Source organism: Streptomyces virginiae (genome assembly GCF_040638905.1).
GTDB classification, from domain to species: Bacteria; Actinomycetota; Actinomycetes; order Streptomycetales; family Streptomycetaceae; genus Streptomyces; species Streptomyces virginiae_B.
The window spans coordinates 59,213-80,132 of record NZ_JBEZYV010000003.1; the positions used below are offsets into that span (position 1 = coordinate 59,213).

Annotated in this window: 19 protein-coding genes and 1 pseudogene; 11 read left to right on the top strand and 9 right to left on the bottom strand. The window is 70.8% G+C overall.

Annotated features, from left to right (window positions below; translation table 11 throughout):
* Window positions 1–13 precede the first annotated feature (13 nt).
* The 5 genes from AB0F82_RS06125 to AB0F82_RS06145 all read right to left on the bottom strand — a co-directional run bounded on the left by AB0F82_RS06125 (window position 14) and on the right by AB0F82_RS06145 (window position 5,791).
* Complete coding sequence (locus AB0F82_RS06125) at window positions 14–820, bottom strand: ABC transporter permease (protein ID WP_362624504.1); 807 nt, start codon at window positions 818–820, stop codon at window positions 14–16.
* Window positions 820–1,749, bottom strand: coding sequence for an ABC transporter permease (locus AB0F82_RS06130; protein WP_136231768.1), 930 nt, complete (start codon window positions 1,747–1,749; stop codon window positions 820–822). Before AB0F82_RS06130 ends, AB0F82_RS06125 begins: the two co-directional genes overlap by 1 nt.
* Window positions 1,746–2,912 carry an ABC transporter ATP-binding protein gene (locus AB0F82_RS06135; RefSeq protein WP_362624511.1) on the bottom strand — a complete coding sequence of 389 codons (1,167 nt, stop codon included), beginning with the start codon at window positions 2,910–2,912 and terminating at the stop codon, window positions 1,746–1,748. The genes AB0F82_RS06130 and AB0F82_RS06135 overlap by 4 nt, the downstream gene beginning before the upstream one ends.
* 66 nt (window positions 2,913–2,978) lie before the next feature.
* A complete protein-coding gene (locus tag AB0F82_RS06140) occupies window positions 2,979–4,229 on the bottom strand; it encodes a polyamine ABC transporter substrate-binding protein (protein ID WP_362624515.1) in 1,251 nt (416 codons plus the stop codon).
* 47 nt (window positions 4,230–4,276) lie between these two features.
* Complete coding sequence (locus tag AB0F82_RS06145) at window positions 4,277–5,791, bottom strand: gamma-aminobutyraldehyde dehydrogenase (protein ID WP_362624908.1); 1,515 nt, start codon at window positions 5,789–5,791, stop codon at window positions 4,277–4,279.
* A 194-nt stretch (window positions 5,792–5,985) separates the two neighbouring features.
* Here AB0F82_RS06145 and AB0F82_RS06150 point away from each other — a divergent pair, with 194 nt between their 5' ends.
* Window positions 5,986–6,540, top strand: coding sequence for an NADAR family protein (locus tag AB0F82_RS06150; RefSeq protein ID WP_356813338.1), 555 nt, complete (start codon window positions 5,986–5,988; stop codon window positions 6,538–6,540).
* A 499-nt stretch (window positions 6,541–7,039) separates the two neighbouring features.
* On the top strand, window positions 7,040–8,641 hold the full coding sequence (locus AB0F82_RS06155; protein WP_362624520.1) for a TROVE domain-containing protein: 1,602 nt from the start codon (window positions 7,040–7,042) through the stop codon (window positions 8,639–8,641).
* Here AB0F82_RS06155 and AB0F82_RS06160 read toward each other — a convergent pair.
* On the bottom strand, window positions 8,626–9,321 hold the full coding sequence (locus AB0F82_RS06160) for a DUF4190 domain-containing protein (protein ID WP_362624524.1): 696 nt from the start codon (window positions 9,319–9,321) through the stop codon (window positions 8,626–8,628). The two genes, AB0F82_RS06155 and AB0F82_RS06160, sit on opposite strands and share 16 nt — an antisense overlap.
* Window positions 9,322–9,432: 111 nt before the next feature.
* Here AB0F82_RS06160 and AB0F82_RS06165 point away from each other — a divergent pair, with 111 nt between their 5' ends.
* Window positions 9,433–10,458, top strand: coding sequence for an adenosine deaminase (locus AB0F82_RS06165; RefSeq protein WP_362624527.1), 1,026 nt, complete (start codon window positions 9,433–9,435; stop codon window positions 10,456–10,458).
* Between the two features lie 12 nt (window positions 10,459–10,470).
* Entirely contained in the window at window positions 10,471–11,169 is a 699-nt protein-coding gene (locus AB0F82_RS06170; RefSeq protein ID WP_356813342.1) for a glycerophosphodiester phosphodiesterase, read from the top strand.
* A gap of 358 nt (window positions 11,170–11,527) precedes the next feature.
* Here AB0F82_RS06170 and AB0F82_RS06175 read toward each other — a convergent pair whose 3' ends face one another.
* The 3 genes and pseudogenes from AB0F82_RS06175 to AB0F82_RS06185 form a co-directional block, all read right to left on the bottom strand.
* Window positions 11,528–11,995: a hypothetical protein gene (locus AB0F82_RS06175; RefSeq protein ID WP_362624532.1), complete on the bottom strand. Its 468-nt coding sequence runs from the start codon at window positions 11,993–11,995 to the stop codon at window positions 11,528–11,530.
* Between the two features lie 76 nt (window positions 11,996–12,071).
* Window positions 12,072–12,277 (bottom strand): annotated as a pseudogene (locus tag AB0F82_RS06180) (hypothetical protein); the annotation flags it as partial.
* A 190-nt stretch (window positions 12,278–12,467) separates the two neighbouring features.
* Window positions 12,468–13,907, bottom strand: a complete 1,440-nt coding sequence (locus AB0F82_RS06185) for a gamma-aminobutyraldehyde dehydrogenase (protein ID WP_356813345.1) — start codon at window positions 13,905–13,907, stop codon at window positions 12,468–12,470.
* Between the two features lie 169 nt (window positions 13,908–14,076).
* Here AB0F82_RS06185 and AB0F82_RS06190 point away from each other — a divergent pair, with 169 nt between their 5' ends.
* From AB0F82_RS06190 to AB0F82_RS06220, 7 genes are all read left to right on the top strand, one after another.
* Window positions 14,077–14,580 (top strand): Lrp/AsnC family transcriptional regulator, encoded by a 504-nt coding sequence (locus tag AB0F82_RS06190; RefSeq protein WP_030651035.1) that lies wholly within the window; start codon window positions 14,077–14,079, stop codon window positions 14,578–14,580.
* A gap of 3 nt (window positions 14,581–14,583) precedes the next feature.
* A complete protein-coding gene (locus AB0F82_RS06195) occupies window positions 14,584–15,945 on the top strand; it encodes an aspartate aminotransferase family protein (RefSeq protein ID WP_356813346.1) in 1,362 nt (453 codons plus the stop codon).
* Window positions 15,946–16,124: 179 nt separating this feature from the next.
* The gene (locus AB0F82_RS06200) at window positions 16,125–16,880 is read left to right on the top strand and encodes an ABC transporter ATP-binding protein (protein WP_362624540.1); all 756 of its coding nucleotides are present in this window, start codon (window positions 16,125–16,127) and stop codon (window positions 16,878–16,880) included.
* Window positions 16,862–17,935, top strand: a complete 1,074-nt coding sequence (locus AB0F82_RS06205) for a hypothetical protein (protein ID WP_362624541.1) — start codon at window positions 16,862–16,864, stop codon at window positions 17,933–17,935. Before AB0F82_RS06200 ends, AB0F82_RS06205 begins: the two co-directional genes overlap by 19 nt.
* Window positions 17,936–17,961: 26 nt before the next feature.
* The gene (locus AB0F82_RS06210) at window positions 17,962–19,053 is read left to right on the top strand and encodes an LOG family protein (protein ID WP_362624543.1); all 1,092 of its coding nucleotides are present in this window, start codon (window positions 17,962–17,964) and stop codon (window positions 19,051–19,053) included.
* A 101-nt stretch (window positions 19,054–19,154) separates the two neighbouring features.
* Window positions 19,155–20,060, top strand: a complete 906-nt coding sequence (locus AB0F82_RS06215; protein ID WP_362624545.1) for a hypothetical protein — start codon at window positions 19,155–19,157, stop codon at window positions 20,058–20,060.
* Between the two features lie 130 nt (window positions 20,061–20,190).
* The gene (locus AB0F82_RS06220) at window positions 20,191–20,838 is read left to right on the top strand and encodes a hypothetical protein (protein ID WP_362624547.1); all 648 of its coding nucleotides are present in this window, start codon (window positions 20,191–20,193) and stop codon (window positions 20,836–20,838) included.
* Window positions 20,839–20,920: the final 82 nt, after the last annotated feature.

Here is a 20,920-nt window from a genome sequence, read left to right on the forward strand (position 1 = left end):
GTGCTTTTCCGAATTACTTCGGTTGTGCCTTCTTGCGGCGGTTGCCGGCCATCTGGCCGGCGAGGACCACCAGCACCGCGATGACGAACATCTCCGTGCCGATGACGTTGATCTGCACGGGCGTACCGCGCTGGGCCGAGCCCCACACGAACATGGGGAAGGTGACGGTGTTGCCCGAGTTGAAATTGGTGATGATGAAATCGTCGAACGAGAGCGCGAAGGAGAGCAGCGCGCCCGCCGCGATACCGGGTGCCGCGATCGGCAGGGTGACCCGCAGGAAGGTCTGCACCGGGCCCGCGTAGAGGTCCCGGGCGGCCTCCTCCAGCCGCGGGTCCATGGACAGGACGCGGGCCTTGACGGCGGCGACGACGAAGCTGAGGCAGAACATGATGTGGGCGATCAGGATCGTCCAGAAGCCCAGCTGGATGCCCATGTTGAGGAAGAGCGCGAGCAGCGAGGCCGCCATCACGATCTCCGGCATGGCCATGGGCAGGAAGATCAGCGAGTTGACCGCGCCGCGCGCCCTGAAGCGGTAGCGCACCAGCGCGAAGGCGATCGCGGTGCCCAGGGCGGTCGCCGCGAGCGTGGACCACAGGGCGATCTGCAGCGAGAGCCCGAGGGAGCCGCACATGTCGGCGACGCCGCAGGGGTCCTTCCAGGCGTCGAGCGAGAACTCCTGCCAGGCGTAGTTGAAGCGCCCGGAGGGGTTGTTGAAGGAGAAGACGGTGACGACGACGTTCGGCAGGATCATGTACGCGAGCGTGGCGAGCCCCGCGATCACGACCAGGTTGCGCCGCAGCCAGGTGAGGGGGGTGCGCATCAGACCAGGTCCTCCGTCCCCGCTCGGCGGATGTAGATGGTGACCATGATCAGCACGATCGCCATGAGAATGAAGGACAGCGCGGCCGCCGTCGGGTAGTCGAGGATCCGCAGGTACTGCGACTGGATGACGTTGCCGATCATCCGGGTGTCCGTGGAGCCGAGCAGTTCGGCGTTCACGTAGTCGCCGCTCGCCGGGATGAAGGTGAGCAGGGTCCCGGAGACCACGCCCGGCATGGAGAGCGGGAAGGTGACCTTCCGGAAGACCGTGGCGGGGCGGGCGTACAGGTCTCCGGCCGCCTCGTGGAGGCGGGTGTCGATGCGCTCCAGAGAGGAGTACAGCGGCAGGATCATGAAGGGGAGGAAGTTGTAGGTCAGGCCGCAGACGACCGCGAGCGGCGTGGCCAGCACCCGGTCCCCCTCGGTCATGCCGAGCCAGCTGGTGACGTCGAGGAAGCCGATCGCGTTGAGTCCGGCGACGACCGGTCCGCCGTCGGCGAGGATCGTCTTCCAGGCCAGCGTGCGGATCAGGAAGCTGGTGAAGAACGGGGCGATGACCAGGACCAGGAGCAGGTTGCGCCAGCGGCCGGCCTTGAAGGCGATCAGGTAGGCCAGCGGGTACCCGAGCAGCAGGCACAGCGCGGTGGCGGTGCCGGCGTAGAGCAGGGAGCGCAGGAACTGCGGCAGGTACTCGGTGAAGGCGTCCCAGTACGTCTGGAAGTGCCAGGTCACCTCGAAGCCCTCTTCGAGGGAGCCGGTCTGCACCGATGTGGAGGCCTGGTAGACCATCGGCAGGACGAAGAAGACCAGCAGCCACAGGATGCCGGGGAGCAGCAGCCAGTACGGGACCAGCCGCTTGCGCACGGACGGCTTGTGGACCGGGGGTCCGGCGGGGGCGGGCGCCTGGGGCGGCGCGGCGGTGGCGGTCACGCGCTCTCCTCGACCGTCTCGATGCCCGCGTCGCCCATCGTCCCTGCAAGCACGGACTGGCCGGCGTCGAGGCCGAAGGTGTGCTCCGGGTTCCAGTGCAGGACCACCTCGGCGCCCGGGACCAGGCGGCTGTCGCGCTCGATGTTCTGGACGTAGACCTCGAGCCGGGGGCAGACGGGGCTGTCGATGACGAACTGGGTGGAGACGCCGATGAAGGAGGAGTCCGCGACACGGCCGGTGATCTTGTTCCGGCCGGTGGCTATGGTGTGCTCCTCCTCGGCCGGGACCAGGGAGATCTTCTCCGGGCGCACACCGACCAGCAGCTTCCCGCCGGCGCTGGGCGTGGTCGAGCACCGGGCGGCGGGCAGCCGGAGGGTGGTGCCGCAGGCCGAGACCACGACGTCGGAGCCGGCGGACTCCACGGAGGCCTCGATGAGGTTGGAGGTGCCGAGGAAGTTGGCGACGAAGGTGGTCCGCGGGTTCTCGTAGAGCTCGGCGGGGGCGCCCAGCTGCTCGACGCGGCCGCCGTTCATCACGGCGACCGTGTCGGCCATGGTCATGGCCTCCTCCTGGTCGTGCGTGACGTGCACGAAGGTGATGCCGACCTCGGTCTGGATCCGCTTGAGCTCCAGCTGCATCTGGCGGCGCAGCTTGAGGTCGAGGGCGCCGAGCGGCTCGTCGAGGAGCAGCACCTGGGGGTGGTTGATCAGGGCGCGGGCGACGGCGACGCGCTGCTGCTGGCCGCCGGAGAGCTGGTGCGGCTTGCGCTGGGCGAACTGGCCGAGCTGGACCAGGTCCAGCATGTCGTCGACCTGCTTCTTGACCGACTTGATTCCGCGGCGGCGCAGGCCGAAGGCGATGTTCTCGAAGATGCTGAGGTGCGGGAACAGCGCGTAGCTCTGGAAGACCGTGTTGACCGGGCGCTTGTACGGCGGCAGGTCGGTGACCTCCCGGTCGCCGAGGTGGACCGTGCCGGTGGAGGGCTCCTCCAGTCCCGCGATCATGCGCAGGGTGGTGGTCTTGCCGCAGCCGGAGGCGCCGAGCAGGGCGAAGAAGGAGCCCTGGGGAATGGTCAGGTCCAGCGGGTGCACGGCGGTGAAGGTGCCGTAGTGCTTGCTGATCCCGGAGAGGCGGACGTCGCCGCCCGCGGTCTTGTCAGTCATGGATGGTCCCGGGGTTGGGTGGGCGAAGAGGTCGGGGGAGGAGCGGGCGCGGTGCGGCGCCGGCCGTTACGCGCCGATGAGCTTGGCGAACTTCTCCTCGTACGCCGTCTCTTCCTCACTGGTGAGGGAGCGGAAGGCGTGGGACTTGGCGGTCATCGCCTTGTCCGGGACGATCAGGGTGTTCTCCGCGAGCTCGGCGTCGATCTTCGCGAGCTCGTCCTTGACGCCCTCGACGGGGCAGACGTAGCTGATGTACGCCGCGAGCTGGGCGGCGACCGGGAGCTCGTAGTAGTAGTCGATGAGCCGCTCGGCGTTGGCCTTGTGCCGGGCCTTGGCGGGGACCAGCAGGTTGTCGCTGGAGGTGATGTAGCCGGCGGCGGGGATCGCGAACTTGATGTCCGGGTTGCCGGCCTGGAGCTGGATGACGTCGCCCGCCCAGGCGAGGCAGGCCGCGAGGTCGCCCTTGTCGAGGTCGGAGGTGTAGTCGTTGCCCGTGAAGCGCCGGATCTGGTTCTTGTCGACGCCCTTCTGGAGCCGGCCCATCGCCTCGTCGAAGTCCGCGTCCGTGAAGGAGGAGGGGTTCTTGCCCTGGTCGAGCATGGTCATGCCGACGCTGTCGCGCATCTCCGTCAGGAAGCCGACGCGGCCCTTGAGGGACGGGTCGTCGAGCATCTGGGTGACGGAGTCGACCTTTTTGCCGTCCGTCGCCTTCTCGTTGTAGGCGATGACGGTGGATATGCCGGTCCAGGGGTAGCTGTACGCGCGGCCCGGGTCCCAGTCGGGGCTGCGGAACTGCGGCGACAGGTTGGCGTAGGCGTGCGGCAGGTGCGAGGGGTCGAGCTTCTGGGCCCAGCCGAGGCGGATGAAGCGCGCGGCGAGCCAGTCGGTGACGACGATCAGGTCCCGGCCGGTGTCCTGGCCGGCCGCGAGCTGCGGTTTGATCTTTCCGAAGAACTCGACGTTGTCGTTGATGTCCTCGGTGTACTTGACCTTGATCCCGGTCCGCTTGGTGAACTCCTCCAGCGTGGGACGGGACTTCTCGTCCTCGCTGGTGTCCATGTACTCGGTCCAGTTGGAGAAGTTGATCTCCTTCTCCTGCGCCGAGTGGTCGTCGGAGGCGGCGGCCGCGCCGCCCTCCCGCTTGGCGGGCGGGATGCCGCACCCGGCGAGGGTGGACAGGCCGCCGAGGGTGAGCGCTCCGACTCCGGAGGCGCGCAGCAGCGAGCGGCGGGTGAGGGCGCCGCGCCCACTGCCGAGGCTGCGCCGCATCGCGGCGAGTTGCACCGCCGAGAGGCGGTCGGGCTCGTACTGCTCCATGCGCTGTGGCCTTTCGGGAGGTGGACCGCTGGTCAGGCGGTGATCGGTTATCGGTCCCCGAAGATCGTGCGGTGCCAGTCCTTCGCGGCTACCGCTGTGTTGTCGTACATCACGTGCTTGACCTGCGTGTACTCCTCGAAGGAGTAGGCGGACATGTCCTTTCCGTAGCCGCTCGCCTTGTAGCCGCCGTGGGGCATCTCGCTGATGATCGGGATGTGGTCGTTGACCCACACGCAGCCCGCCTTGATCTCGCGGGTGGCGCGGTTCGCCCGGTAGAGGTCGCGGCTCCAGGCGGAGGCCGCGAGTCCGTACGGGGTGTCGTTGGCCAGCGCGATGCCCTCGTCGTCGCTGTCGAAGGGCAGGACCACGAGGACGGGGCCGAAGATCTCCGACTGGACCACCTCGCTGTCCTGGGCGGCGCCGGTGATGAGGGTGGGCCGGTAGTACGCGCCGGGGGCGAGCTCGCCGCCCGGGACCTCGCCCCCGGTGACGACGGTGGCGTAGTGGCGGGCGCGCTCGACGAACCCGGCGACGCGGTCGCGCTGGGCGTGCGAGACCAGCGGGCCGAGGTCGGTGCCGGGGGCGAAGGGGTCCCCGAGGCGGACGGTCTCCATCAGCTCGGCGACCCGGGCGACGAAGGCGTCGTGCAGGGGGCGCTGCACGTAGGCGCGGGTCGCGGCGGTGCAGTCCTGGCCGGTGTTGATCAGGGAGGCGGCGACGGCGCCGTGCGCGGCGGCCTCCAGGTCGGCGTCGTCGAAGACGAGGAAGGGGGCCTTGCCGCCGAGCTCCAGGTGCAGGCGCTTCACGGTGGCGGTGGCGATCTCCGCGACCCGCTTGCCGACGGCGGTGGAGCCGGTGAAGGAGGTCATCACCACGTCGGGGTGGCCCACCAGGTGCTCGCCCGCGTCGCGGCCGGCCCCGGTGACGATGTTGATCACGCCGTCGGGCAGGCCCGCGTCCTTGGCCGCCTGGGCGAACATCAGGGAGGTCAGCGGGGTGAGCTCGGCGGGCTTGAGCACGATGGTGTTGCCCGCCGCGATCGCCGGGAGGATCTTCCAGGCGGCCATCTGCAGCGGGTAGTTCCAGGGGGCGATGGAGCCGACGACCCCGATGGCCTCGCGGCGAACGTACGAGGTGTGGTCGCCCGAGTACTCTGCGGCGGCCTGCCCCTGGAGGTGGCGGGCGGCGCCCGCGAAGAAGGCGGTGTTGTCGATGGTGCCCGGCACGTCGAACTCGGTGGACAGCTTGATCGGCTTGCCGCACTGGAGGGACTCGGCGTGCGCGAAGTCCTCGGCCTGCTCCGCCAGCACGGCGGCCAGCCGGTGCAGGGCGTCGGAACGCTCGCCGGGGGTGGCGCCGGACCAGGCCGGGAACGCGCGCTCGGCGGCGGCGACGGCCTCGTCGACGTCCGCGGTGCTCGCCAGCTCGTAGGTCAGGACCTCCTCGCCGGTGGCCGGGTCGACCACGGTGTGTGACCGGCCGGAGGTTCCGGCCCGGAGCTTTCCGTCGATGTACTGCGCGCCGTCCGCGAAGCGGTCCCTGACCTGGAAGCGGTTGCCCATCACGCTCTCACGCTCTCCGTAGCTACAGTTCGAGCTACAGCTCGAATTGAGTGCCGATCCTGACAGAGGCGGTGCCCTCGGCCAAGTGATTCCGTTGTTGCCTTTTGATTACGCGACGGAATCGGTCGACCATGTGTCGAGGCACGCCGAAAATCCCGTACGAAGTGTCAGTGGCGGGTGCCACACTCGCGTGCATGGAGATGATCGAGGACCTGATCAAGCAGGTCAGCCGTGGTGAGCGGGTGAAGTACCTGCCGTTCTGGGGGCACCGGGCGCGGCCCGACGGCAAGCTCGGTCCGAGCTGCCTGAGCCAGTGGTGGCCGTCCGCATTCACTGTCGGTGACGTCCGATATGCCACGGCCGAGCACTGGATGATGGCCGGCAAGGCCCGGCTGTTCGGGGACCCGGAGGCCGAGCGCGCCGCGGTGGAGGCGAAGAGCCCGGCCGAGGCGAAGAAGGTCGGGCGGCTGGTGCGCGGCTTCGACAACGCGGTGTGGGAGCGGGAGCGCTTCAGCCTGGTCGTCGAGGGCAGTGTGCACAAGTTCGGTTCCGACCCGGCGATGCGCGCCTACCTGCTGGGCACCGGGGACCGTGTGCTGGTGGAGGCGAGCCCGATGGACCGGATCTGGGGGATCGGGCTGGCCGCCGACGACGAGCGCGCCCTGGATCCGGCGCGCTGGCGCGGGCTGAACCTGCTGGGCTTCGCCCTGATGGAGGCCCGGGAGCGGCTGCGCGAAGGCGGCGCGTGACGAAACACCGCTGGTGGCGGCGGAGCCCCAGCCGGCGGTAATTGGCTGGCGGAGCCGGAAGGGCGCCGCATAACGTGTTCCTCGTCCAGGTGCGAAGGCGAGACCTACTTCGACTCCAGATCGGGCGGCCGCGGGTTCGAGTCCCGTCACCGGCTTCCGGCCGGTGTAGCTCAGTTGGCAGAGCACCTTGTGGTTTCGCCGGCCTTGTTCTCTGGACACCTACGTCACGCACCTCCCGGTGCGCAGGCTGCGGCTCCTTCTTTTGCAAAGAAAACCCAGGCCGCCGCCACCTTGATCTCGGGAGGCCGCGTGGGGGACGCCCGGTGCGCAGGCGACGGTTACTTCTTCTCATCAGCGGGTCGCGGGTTCAAGTCCCGCCCGGCTCCGGCCGGTAGCTCAGAAGATCAGAGCAGCTGACACAAGTCCGCCGCCGACTCCCGATCTCGGGCATCCTCCACGCAACGCCTCCCCCGCTTCCATCGAATTCGGGGGGATTCACATGGCTCGCTTCAACCTGCGCGCGCTCGTCAAGTCGGCGTCCGCCGCGCCCACTTCCCCGGTGCGCTCCACCGGACACGCCCGCACCGCCCAGGGCGGGCCGGGCCGTCTGCGCGATCCGCGCTCCGAACTCTTTCTGCTCGCCGTCGCCAACTTCGTCACGCAGCGCACCGCTTACGAGAGCGGTGAGGCGCGCGACGACCGCTTCGCCGCGCTCGTGCGTACCCTGGCCGTCGAGGACCCGGAGTGGACGGCCGGCCTGCTGGGCTGGCTGCGCGGGGACGCGAACATGCGCACCGCCTCCCTCGTCGGCGCTGCGGAGTACGTGAAGGCCAGGCTCGACGCGGGCGTAACCGACGGCCCGTCGAACCGCCGGGTCGTGGACTCCGTACTGCGGCGCGCGGACGAGCCCGGTGAACTGCTGGCCTATTGGACGGCCGCGTACGGGCGGGCGGTGCCCAAGCCCGTCAAGCGCGGGATCGCCGACGCCGTGCGCCGGCTCTATTCCGGCACCTCGCTGCTGAAGTACGACACCGACTCCAAGGCCTACCGCTTCGGTGACGTCCTCAACCTCGTGCACGCCTCCCCCGACCCCGACAAGCCCTGGCAGGGCGAGCTGTTCCGCTACGCCCTGGACCGCAGGCACAACCCGCAGACCGCGCAGGTCCCGGCGGGCGCCCGCACCCTCGCCGCCCATCGGGCGCTGATGGAGCTGCCGGTCTCCGAGCGGAGGGCCGTGGTCCTCGCGGCGGACGGCGCCGAGCGGCTCGCGGCGGCGGGCATGACCTGGGAGGCGCTGGCCGGCTGGCTGCAGGGGCCGCTGGACGCGGCCGCCTGGGAGGCGGTCATTCCGTCCATGGGGTCGATGGCGCTGCTGCGCAACCTGCGCAACTTCGACGAGGCCGGGGTCTCGGACGCGGTGGCCGCGCAGGTCGCCGCGAAGATCTCCGACCCGGAGGTCGTCGCCCGGTCGCGGCAGTTCCCCTTCCGCTACCTGGCCGCCTACCAGCACGCGCCCTCGCTGCGCTGGGCGTACCCGCTGGAGCAGGCGCTCGGCCACTCACTGGCCAACGTACCGGCGCTGCCGGGCCGCACGCTGGTCCTCGTCGACCGTTCCGGGTCGATGTGGTCCCCGCTCTCGGACCGCTCCCGCCTCAACCGGGCCGACGCCGCGGCCGTCTTCGGAGCGGCGCTGGCCCTGCGGGCCGAGCGGGCCGACCTCGTGCAGTTCGGGACGTCCAGCGAGGCGGTCCCCCACACCCGGGGCGAGTCCGTGCTGAAGGTGCTCGAACGGTTCGGGGACCTCGGTGGCACCTACACCGCCGAGGCCGTGAAGAAGCACTACCGGGACCACGACCGGGTGCTGATCGTGACGGACGAGCAGGCGGGCTCCTACGGCTACAGCGGGGACCCGACGGAGCACGTGCCGTCCGACGTGCCCGTCTACACCTGGAACCTGGCCGGCTACCGGGTGGGCCACGCTCCCTCGGGCAGCGGGAACCGGCACACCTTCGGCGGCCTCACGGACGCGGCCTTCCGGATGGTCTCGCTGATCGAGGGCGGCCGGAACGCCGACTGGCCGTGGCTTCAGACCCGTTCGTGAAGCCGTGAGTCCGAATACGGGCTCTCGCGGCGCGGGCCGTCGTCCCATCCGCCGTCGAGGAACGGGGCGAACATGGCGAACAGCATCAGGAGGCCCAGCGCGATGCCGACCGCGCCCAGGATGATGCCGGCGAGGGCCATTCCGCCGTTGTCGGCCTCGCCGCGGTTGGCCTTGCCCTTGCCCAGGGCGCCGAAGACGACGGCCCCGATCCCGAGCGCCACGGCTATGAAGCTGGTGATGCAGCCCACGACCGCGAGGATGCCGAGGACCAGCGAGGTGATGCCGAAGCCGTTGCTGGGCTGACGCCCGTACGGCGGGTAGCCGCCGGGGAACGGGTACCCCTGCTGGGCGGGGTACCCGGGATGGCCGGGATACCCGGGACCGGGATACCCCGCGTCGCCGGGGTATCCGTAGCCGGGCTGGGCCGCCGGGTATCCGTACGCCGCCGGGGCGGGGCCGGCCGCCGGGGCGCTCGCGGCGGGACCGGACGTGCCGGGCCCGGGCCCGGCGGGGGTCGTCGTCCCGTCGCCGGGCATCCCGGCGAGCGTCGGCTGGTCGTGCACGGACGGCGGGCCCGACCCGCTCGATGTGCCGTGCGCGGCCTGCGCTTTGCCCAGGTCCACCACGGGCCGCTCGGGCGGCGCCCACGGGTCTCGCGGCTCGGGACTGCTGTCGTTCATACGGAGCCCCCCTCTCTCGTACGGCCATGCTAAGCGCTGCCACCGACCGTCACGGCCGTGCCTACGATGAGGGCGTCCTGCCCGCACCCCCGCCCGTCCGGAGGCACCCCCATGACCGACCTGCACCCCTTCATCGCGGGGCTGCCCAAGGCCGAGCTCCACGTCCACCACGTCGGCTCGGCCTCCCCGCGCATCGTGGCCGAGCTCGCCGCCCGGCACCCCGACTCCAAGGTGCCCACCGACCCCGACGCCCTCGCCGACTACTTCACCTTCACGGACTTCGCCCACTTCATCGAGGTCTACCTGTCGGTCGTCGACCTCGTCCGCACCCCCGAGGACGTACGGCTGCTGACTTTCGAGGTCGCCCGTGACATGGCCCGGCAGAACATCCGCTACGCCGAGCTGACCATCACCCCGTACTCCTCCACCCGCCGCGGCATCGAAGAGAAGGCCTTCATGGAGGCCATCGAGGACGCCCGCAAGGCCGCCGAGAAGGAACTCGGCGTCATCCTGCGCTGGTGCTTCGACATCCCCGGCGAGGCCGGCCTCGAAGCCGCCGCCGAGACCGCGCGGCTCGCCGTGGACCTGCGCCCCGAGGGCCTGGTCTCCTTCGGCCTGGGCGGCCCGGAGATCGGCGTTCCGCGCCCGCAGTTCAAGCCGTACTTCGACGCGGCCCGGGCCGCCGGCCTGCACAGCGTGCCGCACGCCGGCGAGACCACCGGCCCGGAGACCGTCTGGGACGCCATCCGCGACCTGGGCGCCGAGCGCATCGGCCACGGCACGAGCTCCGTCCGGGACCCGGAGCTCCTCGCCCACCTCGCCGAGCACCGCATCGCGCTGGAGGTCTGCCCGACCTCGAACATCGCCACGCGCGCGGTGACCGACCTCGACCGGCACCCGGTCAGGGAGATGGTCGCGGCGGGCGTGCTCGTCACGATCAACAGTGACGACCCGCCGATGTTCGGCTCCGACCTCAACAACGAGTACGCGGTGGCCGCGCGCCTCCTCGACCTCGACGAGCGCGGGCTCGCGCAGCTCGCGAAGAACGCCGTCGAGGCCTCCTTCCTGGACCCGGCCGGCAAGGAGAAGCTCAACGCGGAGATCGACACGTACACCGGGCAATGGCTCGCGCGCTGAACTCCCCCGAGAATGGGGCCCATGCGCACCCTGACTGCCATCGGCCACCGCGGCGATCCCTACCGCATCCGTGAGAACACCCTTCCCTCGATCCGCTCCGCCTTCGCCCGCGGGGCGGACGCGGTAGAGGTCGACGTACGGCTGACCCGCGACGGGGTGCCCGTCCTCCTCCACGACGAGTCGCTCCAGCGGCTGTGGAACCACGACGTGCGGCTCGACGAGATCTCGGCCGCACAGCTCAAGGAGCTGACCGGGGGCGCCGTTCCGACGCTGCGCGACGCGCTGACGGCGGCCGGGGCGGGCCGGCTGATGCTCGACCTCCCCGGCGCCACGCCCGAGGCGGTCCGCACCGTCGTGGGCCTGGTCCGCGAGTGCGGAGCGCGCGAGCGCACGTTCTACTGCGCGGGACCGGGGTCGATGCTGGTGCTCCGCGCGGCCGATCCCGGCGCGGAGATCGCGCTGACCTGGACCACGCTCTCGCCGCCCCGGCGGGTCCTGATCGACGCGGTGGCGCCGCGCTGGCTCAACTACCGCTTCGGGCTGGTGAGCCGGGAGCTGGTGGACGCGCTGCACCGGGACGGCCTGCTGGTCTCGGCCTGGACCGCCGACACCAGGCGGACGATGAAGGGGCTCATCGCGGCGGGGGTCGACGCGATCACCACGAACCGGATGGACGCGCTGACGGCCGTGCGGGCCGAGTTCGGCCGGTGACAGCCGCGCTGGACGGAAGGGTCCGGCGCCCGCGCCGGGCCCGGCCGTGGGTGGACCTGGGCCGCAGCGGCCGGGTCGTGCCGCAGGCCCAGCTGGAGGCACACCTGGAGGCATGTTCACGGTGCCGGGCGTGAAGGACTTCGAGAGCGGGAAGCCGGCGGCGATGGCGGCCGGCCTGCCCAGGATCGTCCTGCCGGACGGCACGGCGGTCTGGGGCAGGGCGGGCAGCCGGCACGGCTGCACCACGCGATGGGCGCGACCCGGGACCTCTCCCACACCTCGGTCCACTCGGTGAACGCGACGGACGCCGAGGGCCAGGACGTGAACCCGGTGGCCCTCGGCATCGTCATGGCGGCGTTCACGAGGTAGTCGCGGTCTCCAGCCGTTGGATCATGCGGCGCAGGATCACGAGGGGGAGCACCCCGAAGACGCCGAACGACATGTCGATGACGCTCCACCAGAAGGGGATGCCGCGGATCGGCCCGCAGATCAGGGCGAGGGGGATCACTCCGACGCAGGCGATCATGCCGGCCTCGACGATCCAGATGTTGCGGACGGGGTCGCGGTACACGCCGTAGAAGAAGACGGCGATCACGAGGTGGGCGAAGGCGAGCCAGTCGGTCCCGTACAGGAGGAAGGGGTAGTCGGCGTCGGCCCGCTCCAGCCCTTCGCCCACCCGTCGCAGCCATATGTTGTCGACCAGGGCGTTGCCCCAGCGGACCTCGCTGACCAGGGGGAAGGCCGTGAGGCCGCTGAGCACCAGGCAGACGACGAAGACGATCAACCAGGCACGGATCCTGCGCTCGAGGGCGCTTGTCTCGCTCATGGAAGAAGCCTATGCAAGTTTCTGAACACGTTCAGCCAAATCACTGAACATGTTCAGTTCTGTGTCCGGACCGTGATCAGAGCCCGACGATCGCGTGCCACCGCCTGGCGAGGGAGCGCCGCTCGGCCGAGGAGATGTCCCGGGCGACGGCGAGCCGCTCGCGCATGTCGTCGTCGGGGAAGACCAGCGGGTTCTCGGCGAGAGTTCGCCGCCTTCTTCGGGGACCACGAACTCGATGTCCGGGTTGTCGGCCTGCAGCTGGACGGCGTCGCCGGAGTAGGCGAGGCGGGGGAACGCCGCATCCGGTGAGGGCGGCCGACAGGCCCGCGGCACCGAGTCCGGCGAGCGCGGCGCGGCGGGAGAAGGCGAGTTGAGGCATGGGCACGGCCTCGGCGAACGCGGAAGGGGCGGGCAATAGACATGTTGTCCACTGCCCGCCCCTTCAGCGCTCTGCTGTGATCGATGCGGCCGATCAGCCGTCGAGCGAGGTCATCACGTGCTTGATGCGCGTGTAGTCCTCGAAGCCGTAGGCGGAGAGGTCCTTGCCGTAGCCGGACTTCTTGAAGCCGCCGTGCGGCATCTCGGCGACGAGCGGGATGTGGGTGTTGATCCACACGCAGCCGAAGTCGAGGTTCTTGGACATGCGCATCGCACGGCCGTGGTTCTTGGTCCACACGGAGGAGGCGAGGGCGAACTCGACGCCGTTGGCGTACTCCAGGGCCTGGGACTCGTCCGTGAAGGACTGGACGGTGATGACGGGGCCGAAGACCTCGTTCTGGATGATCTCGTCGTCCTGCTTGAGGCCGGAGACCACGGTCGGGGCGTAGAAGTAGCCCTTCTCGCCGACCTGGTGACCGCCCGCCTCGACCTTGGCGTGGGCGGGGAGCCGCTCGATGAAGCCCGCGACCTGCTTGAGCTGGTTCGGGTTGTTCAGCGGGCCGTACAGCACGTCCTCGTCGTCAGGCGCGCCGGTCTTGGTGTCGGCGGCGGCCTTGGCGAGCGCGGCCACGAACTCGTCGTGGATCGACTCGTGCACGAGCACGCGGGTGGCGGCGGTGCAGTCCTGGCCGGCGTTGAAGTAGCCGGCGACCGCGATGTCCTCGACGGCCTTCGGGATGTCGGCGTCCTCGAAGACGACGACCGGGGCCTTGCCGCCCAGCTCCAGGTGGACGCGCTTGACGTCCTTGGAGGCGCTTTCGGCGACCTGCATGCCCGCCCGCACCGAGCCGGTGATCGAGGCCATCGCCGGGGTCGAGTGCTCGACCATGGCCCGGCCGGTCTCGCGGTCACCGCAGATGACGTTGAAGACGCCCTTGGGCAGGACCGAGTCGATGATCTCCGCCATCAGGACGGTGGAGGCCGGGGTGGTGTCGGAGGGCTTGAGCACGACCGTGTTGCCCGCCGCGATGGCCGGCGCGAACTTCCACACGGCCATCATCATCGGGTAGTTCCACGGCGCGACCTGGGCGCACACGCCGACCGGCTCGCGGCGGACGATCGAGGTCATCCCGTCCATGTACTCGCCGGCCGAGCGGCCCTCGAGCAGGCGGGCCGCACCCGCGAAGAAGCGGATCTGGTCCACCATCGGCGGCAGCTCCTCGCTGGCCGTGAGGCCCAGCGGCTTGCCGGTGTTCTCCGACTCCGCGGCGACGAGCTCGTCCGCGCGCGCCTCGAAGGCGTCCGCGATCTTCAGCAGCGCCTTCTGGCGCTCGGCGGGGGTGGTGTCGCGCCAGCCCGGGAAGGCGGCCGCGGCGGCGGCCATGGCGGCGTCGACATCGGCTTGGCCCGAGAGCGGGGCGGTCGCGTACACCTCGCCGGTGGCGGGGTTGACCACCTCGGTGGTGCGCCCGTCGGCGGCGTCCTTGAACTCCCCGCCGATGTAGTTGCGCAGACGACGCAGTTCGGTGGTCACTACAGCCACACTCCTGATCACATGTCCAACGATTGAGACGAATACCAAGCCTAGCCTCTCGGCGGAGGCTTTCGACAGACCCGAAGGCCACCACCTACGAAATCAGTGAGATCAGCATGGCCAAACAACGGATTTCATTGATTCCGTCTTGCGGAACAGACGACTCCTCGTGCACAGTGGGCTCGTGGTCAGTCGAAGCGCAGATTCCAGGAACAGACAACCGTCCCCTTCGGTCGATGCTGTGTCCCTGGCGATCATCGAGCAACTGCAGGAGGACGGCCGCCGTCCTTATGCGTCGATCGGCAAGGCCGTCGGCCTGTCGGAGGCGGCTGTGCGCCAACGCGTGCAGAAGCTGCTCGACCAGGGCGTCATGCAGATCGTCGCCGTCACCGACCCGCTCACCGTGGGCCTGCGCCGTCAGGCCATGGTCGGCATCAACGTCGAGGGCGACCTCGACCCGGTGGCCGACGCGCTGACCGCGATGGCCGAGTGCGAGTACGTCGTGATGACCGCGGGGTCGTTCGACCTGATGGTGGAGATCGTCTGCGAGGACGACGACCACCTGCTCGAAACGATCAACAAGAAGATCCGCACGCTCCCCGGCGTGCGATCAACCGAAAGCTTCGTTTATCTGAAGCTGAAGAAGCAGACCTACATGTGGGGAACTCGATAGCCCGTGAGCCAGGACCTCTCCAAGACCGCCTACGACCACCTGTGGATGCACTTCACCCGCATGTCGTCGTACGAGAACGCACCCGTCCCCACCATCGTGCGTGGTGAGGGCACCTACATCTTCGACGACAAGGGCAAGCGCTACCTCGACGGTCTCGCCGGACTGTTCGTGGTCAACGCCGGTCACGGCCGCAAGGAGCTGGCCGAGGTCGCCTTCAACCAGGCGCAGCAGCTCGCCTTCTTCCCGGTGTGGTCCTACGCCCACCCCAAGGCCGTCGAGCTCGCCGAGCGCCTGGCGAACTACGCCCCGGGCGACCTCAACAAGGTCTTCTTCACCACCGGCGGCGGCGAGGCCGTCGAGACCGCCTGGAAGCTGGCCAAGCAGTACTTCAAGCTCCAGGGCAAGCCCACCAAGTACAAGGTCATCTCACGCGCGGTCGCCTACCACGGCACCCCTCAGGGCGCCCTGTCGATCACGGGTCTGCCGGCCCTCAAGGCTCCCTTCGAGCCGCTGGTGCCCGGCGCGCACAAGGTGCCGAACACCAACATCTACCGCGCCCCGATCTACGGCGACGACCCCGAGGCCTTCGGCCGCTGGTGCGCCGACCAGATCGAGCAGCAGATCCTCTTCGAGGGCGCCGACACCGTCGCGGCCGTCTTCCTGGAGCCGGTGCAGAACGCCGGCGGCTGCTTCCCGCCGCCGCCCGGCTACTTCCAGCGGGTCCGCGAGATCTGCGACGAGTACGACGTGCTCCTCGTCTCCGACGAGACGATCTGCGCCTTCGGCCGCCTCGGCACGATGTTCGCCTGTGACAAGTTCGGCTACGTGCCGGACATGATCACCTGTGCCAAGGGCATGACCTCGGGCTACTCCCCGATCGGCGCCTGCATCATCTCGGACCGCCTCGCGGAGCCGTTCTACAAGGGAGACAACACCTTCCTGCACGGCTACACCTTCGGCGGACACCCGGTGTCCTCCGCGGTGGCCATCGCCAACCTCGACATCTTCGACAAGGAAGGCCTCAACCAGCACGTGCTGGACAACGAGGGCGCCTTCCTCAAGACGCTGCAGAAGCTGCACGACCTGCCGATCGTCGGCGACGTCCGCGGCAACGGCTACTTCTACGGCATCGAGCTCGTCAAGGACAAGGCCACCAAGGAGTCCTTCACGGACGAGGAGACCGAGCGCGTGCTCTACGGCTTCCTCTCCAAGGCGCTCTTCGAGAACGGCCTGTACTGCCGGGCCGACGACCGCGGCGACCCGGTCATCCAGCTGGCGCCGCCGCTGACCGCGGACCAGGGCACCTTCGATGAGATCGAGGGCATCCTGCGCACGGTGCTCACCGAGGCGTGGACCAAGCTCTGAGCAGGCTGTGAACAGTCTGCGGTAGTCCGATCACACGGCCCGGATCCTTCGTTCGAGTGAGAACACGGGGGTCCGGGCCGTGTGCTGTCACCATCCAAGCGGTTCATCTCTTTACATCTCAGTGCGGCGCCAGTGACCGAAAGGGCTCCGTTTCGTTCCCTCGGACGGAGGTGTACGCCATGGTGGCCCCACCGGACAATGCCCCGCCGGACAATGACGTTCTCTGGGCGCGGTCCCTGCACTACGCGCACGGCGGTGCCCCGGCCCTCGTCGGTGTCTCCCTCGGAGTCCGCCAGGGTGAGATCGTGGCCCTGACCGGAGCCCGCGGCAGCGGCAAGACGACGCTGCTGCGGTGCCTGTCCGGGCAGCTGCTCCCCACCGAGGGCGAGGTCTGGTTCAACAGCGTCCCCGTGCACACCATGGGGGACCTGTCCCGTGAACGGCTGCGCCGCGACCGCTTCGGCTGGCTCGGTCCCGAACCCCAGCTGCTGCCCGAGCTGAAGGTCTGGGAGAACGCCGCCCTGCCGCTGCTGCTCGCCGGGGCCTCCCACCGCAGCGCCAAGCACGCCGCCTGCGAATGGCTCGACCGCCTGGACATCGGCGCCTTCGCCCGCAAGCGGCCCGCCGCGCTCAGCCGCGCCGAGTGCCAGCGGGTCGCCCTGGCCCGTGCCCTGGTCACCGTGCCCTCGGTGATCTACGCCGACGAGCCCACGGCACCGCTGCACCGGGCCGACCGGGCCCTGCTGCTGCGGACGCTGACCACCGCGGCCCGCTCCCACGAGATCACCGTGCTGCTGGCCACCGACGACGGGGCCACCGCGGCCGTCGCGGACCGTCGCCTGACCCTGGTAGACGGCCGCCTCGCCGGGGCCGGCGACACCTCCGCGCTCCCCGACACCCCGGAGGGCCAGGCCGCGTGCTCGCTCTCCGCCTAGCCCGCGGCTCCCGGCCCGCCGTGCAGCTGCGGCGGCTGTTCGTCGCCGCCGCCTCCGCCGGGACCGGCTTCCTGCTGCTGTACGTACTCGCCGAAGCCGTGGACCGCCCTGCCGGATCGTTCCCTCGCCTGCTGTGGGCGCTGGTCCCGCTGGCCGCGACGGTCCACTTCGCCGTCGCCGTCGCCCGGGCCGACCCCGCGACCCGCCCCCGCGAGGGGCTGGACGCCGCCGGGCTGGGACCCGTACGGCTGACCCTGGCCGCCGCTATCTCCACGGCCGTCGCCTGCACCCTGGGCAGCGCCCTGGCCCTGGCCGTCTTCCTCCACCTGCGCGGGGACCTCGCCGGCCTGCCGTTCGACGGCTCCGGCGCCCGGCTGCTCCACGCCGAGCAGCCGCTGCCCCTGGCGGCCGCCCTCACCCTGCTGGCCCTCGTACCGGTGACCGCGTCGGCCGCCACCGTGCTCGCGCTGCGTCCGCACCGGCCACTGGCCCCGCAGACCGCTCTGCCCTGGGGCATCGCAGTGACCGCCTGCGGGCTCGCCGTCGAGGCCTACGCCGGCCGGGACGGCGGCGGGGTCCTCGCCGGCTGGGTGTTGACCGCCGTCGGGCTGGCCCTCGCCGGGCCGGGTCTGGCCTACGCCTGCGGCAGCCTGGTCCAGGCCGGGCGCCCGGGCGCGCTCCGGCTGCTGGCCGGGCGGTACCTGCAGGAGCAGGCCTCCCGGATCGGGCCGCCGCTGGGCGTGCTGTGCTCCGTGGCCGCCGGGGCCCTGACCGCCCTGGCCCTGCGGGACCGGGGCGGGCTGCACGTTCCGCTGGGGCCGCTGGCCTGGCCGGCCGCAGCCCTGGTGGCGCTGTGCGCCGCCGCGACCCTTCTCACATCCGCGGTGGAGGGCCGCCGGAGCCGGGCCGCCGGGCGGGAGGCCATGCTCGATCTGGCAGCTCCCGCAAGGGTCCTGCGGACGGCGGCGGGCCTGCGGGCCACCGCGCTCGTGGCCGTGTGCGCTCCGCTCAGCTGGGGTGTGGCACAGCTGACGTCGCTGGCGCTGACCCGCTGAGGCACACAGCCCTTAGGGTGGGCCGAATGGTCAACGCAGACATCGAGATCGAGACGCTCGCCGAATTCGACCAGGTCGTGGCACGCGGCTCGCTCAGCGGCTACCGGATCCAGTCGGTCAACCTGCTGGAGCGGACCTTCGCGCTGCTGGCCGCCGACACCTCGGCGGCCGTCTTCCTGGGCTGCGCGATGGAGCCCGATGCCTCGGCGAAGGTCCGCGCGGACGGCGCGCTGGTCTTCCCGCCCGTTCCGGACCTGCCCTTCGACCCGTACCGGGGCCTGCTCTACTCGCCGGAGGAGCTCTTCGACGGGCTGCCCGACGGGTACGAGGCCACCCCGGACGCCGGGGCATACGCCTGGTTCCAGGAGACCGCGACCGACCGCGACGTCTTCTCCTCGATGCTGCGCTCCGTGCACGACGACGCCATCTCCGACGCCCTCGACGAGCATCTCGCCGCCGCCCGCGTGGTGGGCGTGATGGGCGGCCACGCCATGTCCCGGGGCAGCGCCGACTACCGCGGTGCGGCGGAGCTGGGCCGGGCGCTGACCCGGTCCGGGCTGACCGTGGCCACGGGCGGCGGACCAGGCGCGATGGAGGCCGCGAACCTCGGCGCCTACTTGGCGCCGGCTCCGGACGAGGCCCTCGCGGAGGCCCTGGAGCTGCTGGCCAAGGCCCCGTCCTTCGAGCCGTCGGTGTCCGACTGGGCGCGCGCGGCCTTCGCCGTACGGGACCGCTGGCCCGGCGGCGGCGACTCGGTGGGCATCCCCACCTGGTTCTACGGTCACGAGCCGCCGAACGCCTTCGCCGCCCACATCGCGAAGTACTTCGCGAACGCCACGCGCGAGGACGGGCTTCTGGCCCGGTCAACGGCGGGCGTGGTGTTCCTGCCCGGCGCGGCCGGCACCGTCCAGGAGATATTCGACGCCGCGACGCCGAACTACTACGGGTCCCGGGGCGAGCCGGCGCCAATGGTCCTGGTCGGCCACACCCACTGGACCGAGCACCTCCCGGCCTGGCCCCTGCTCCGGGCACTGGCCCGGGGCCGGGCGATGGAGTCGCGGATCGCGCTCGTCGACTCGGTGGACGAGGTCCCCGGCGTCCTCGCCTCGATGCGCTGAGCCGGGCTTTCGACGAACTGGGCTGCGGAGGCAACTTCCGGGCCGATATCCGCGTCTGGCAGAGGTACCGCAAAACCTGCCAGACGTGAACGGAGCCATCGGTGCTCATAGGCCTGCTGACCGCTGTCGCGGCATCCATCTGCTACGGCACGGGATCCGTGCTGCAAGCCGTCGGATCGCGCCGCGCCGCCCGGATGTCCCCGACCGCGGCCGGGGTGACCGCCCACGGCGGCCCCAACCTCTCGTCCACCGCGAAGGCGGCGATGACGTGGGAGTTCATCGTCGGCACGATCCTGGACTTCGTCGGCTTCGGGCTCGGCGCCCTCGCCGCCCGCCTCCTCCCGCTGTTCCTGTCCCAGACGGTGATCAGCGCCAACCTGGTGATCACGGCCGTGCTGAGCGTGAAGATGCTGGGCATCCGGCTGAGCCGCAAGGAATGGGCCTCGATCGGGGTCGTCTGCACCGCGCTGGTTCTGCTGGCGACGGCGGCGGGCCACGAGGGCGGCCACCACGCGCCGATGTCCACGCACTGGTGGCTGCTGGGGATCACCACGCTGCTGATGGTCGGCGGCACGGTGGCCGTCCGCCTCCTCGGCGGCGGCGCCGCGATCCTGGCGGGCCTGCTGTCGGGTCTGGGCTTCGGCGCGCTCGGCGTCGGCGTGCGGATCCTGGACGGCGTCGACCCGTTCGGCCTCGGCACCCTCCTCACCGACCCGGCCCTCTACGCCATCCTGCTGGCCGGCATCGGCGGTATGTACCTGCACACCATCGCCCTGCAGATCGGCTCGGTCAACGGAGCCACCGCGGCCCTCGTCGTCGGCGAGACGGTGCTCCCCGGCGCGATCGGAGTGCTCTGGCTCGGCGACGCGTCCCGCCCCGGCCTCGCCTGGCTGGCGGTCGCCGGTTTCGTCATGGCGGTGACCGGCGCCGTGGCGGTCGCCTGGTACGGCAAGCACGAGGGCGCCGAGGAGGATACGGCGGCCCCGGTACCGCAGCCGGTCGGCTGAACCCCGGCCGGGCGGCCGAACCCCGGCCGCGCGGCGCCGCCGCCCCGCTCCCTCACCCGGTCGGCCGTCCCCCGCTGGTGACGCGGCGGCGGCCGGCGCTTGCTGGACCGGGGGAGAGAGCGAGGGGTTCATGGAGCCCACGACCGATCGGCTGAAGACGCCGCGCGCGGCCGGGATGGCCGGTGTCGCCTTCGCCCTGCTGCTCGGTGCGGCGATCGTCCTGATGCGGATCTCCGTTCCGGCCGGCGACGCCGCCGACGCGACCATCGACCCGGACCGCCGCTGGGCGGTCCAGCTGGCCCTGCAGATCGTGCCGTTCGCCGGCATCTTCTTCCTCTGGTTCATGGGCGCCCTCCGCGCGCACACCGGTGAGGCCGAGGACCGGTTCGTCGCCACCGTGTTCCTCGGCAGCGGCTTCGTGTTCGTGGCCACTCTCTTCGCCGCCGCCGCGGCGGCCGGCACCGTGCTGAACGAGGAGACGCCCTCCGACTTCGGCCGCCACTACGCCTACACCCTGCTCGCGACGTACGCCATGCGCATGGCCGCGGTCTTCGTCCTCGCGACCTCGATGATCGGGCGGACGCTCGGCGTCTTCCCCCGGCCGCTGGCCATGCTGGGCACCCTCGTCGGCCTGGTCCTCATCGTGGCGGGCTCCGGCGTCCCCTGGTCCGAGCTGCTGTTCCCGGCCTGGGCTCTGGTCATCAGCCTCTACATCCTGCGCGTCCGGCGCACGGCCTCGCCCGCGGTCCGCTCCGGGCCGCCCCTGAACCCCTCCTGACCTGGCGGTCCGTGCTCCGGCAGGCGGCCCCCGGGGACCGCGTGCATGCTGGTGGACAAGGGAGGGACCGGGGGTGGCCGGG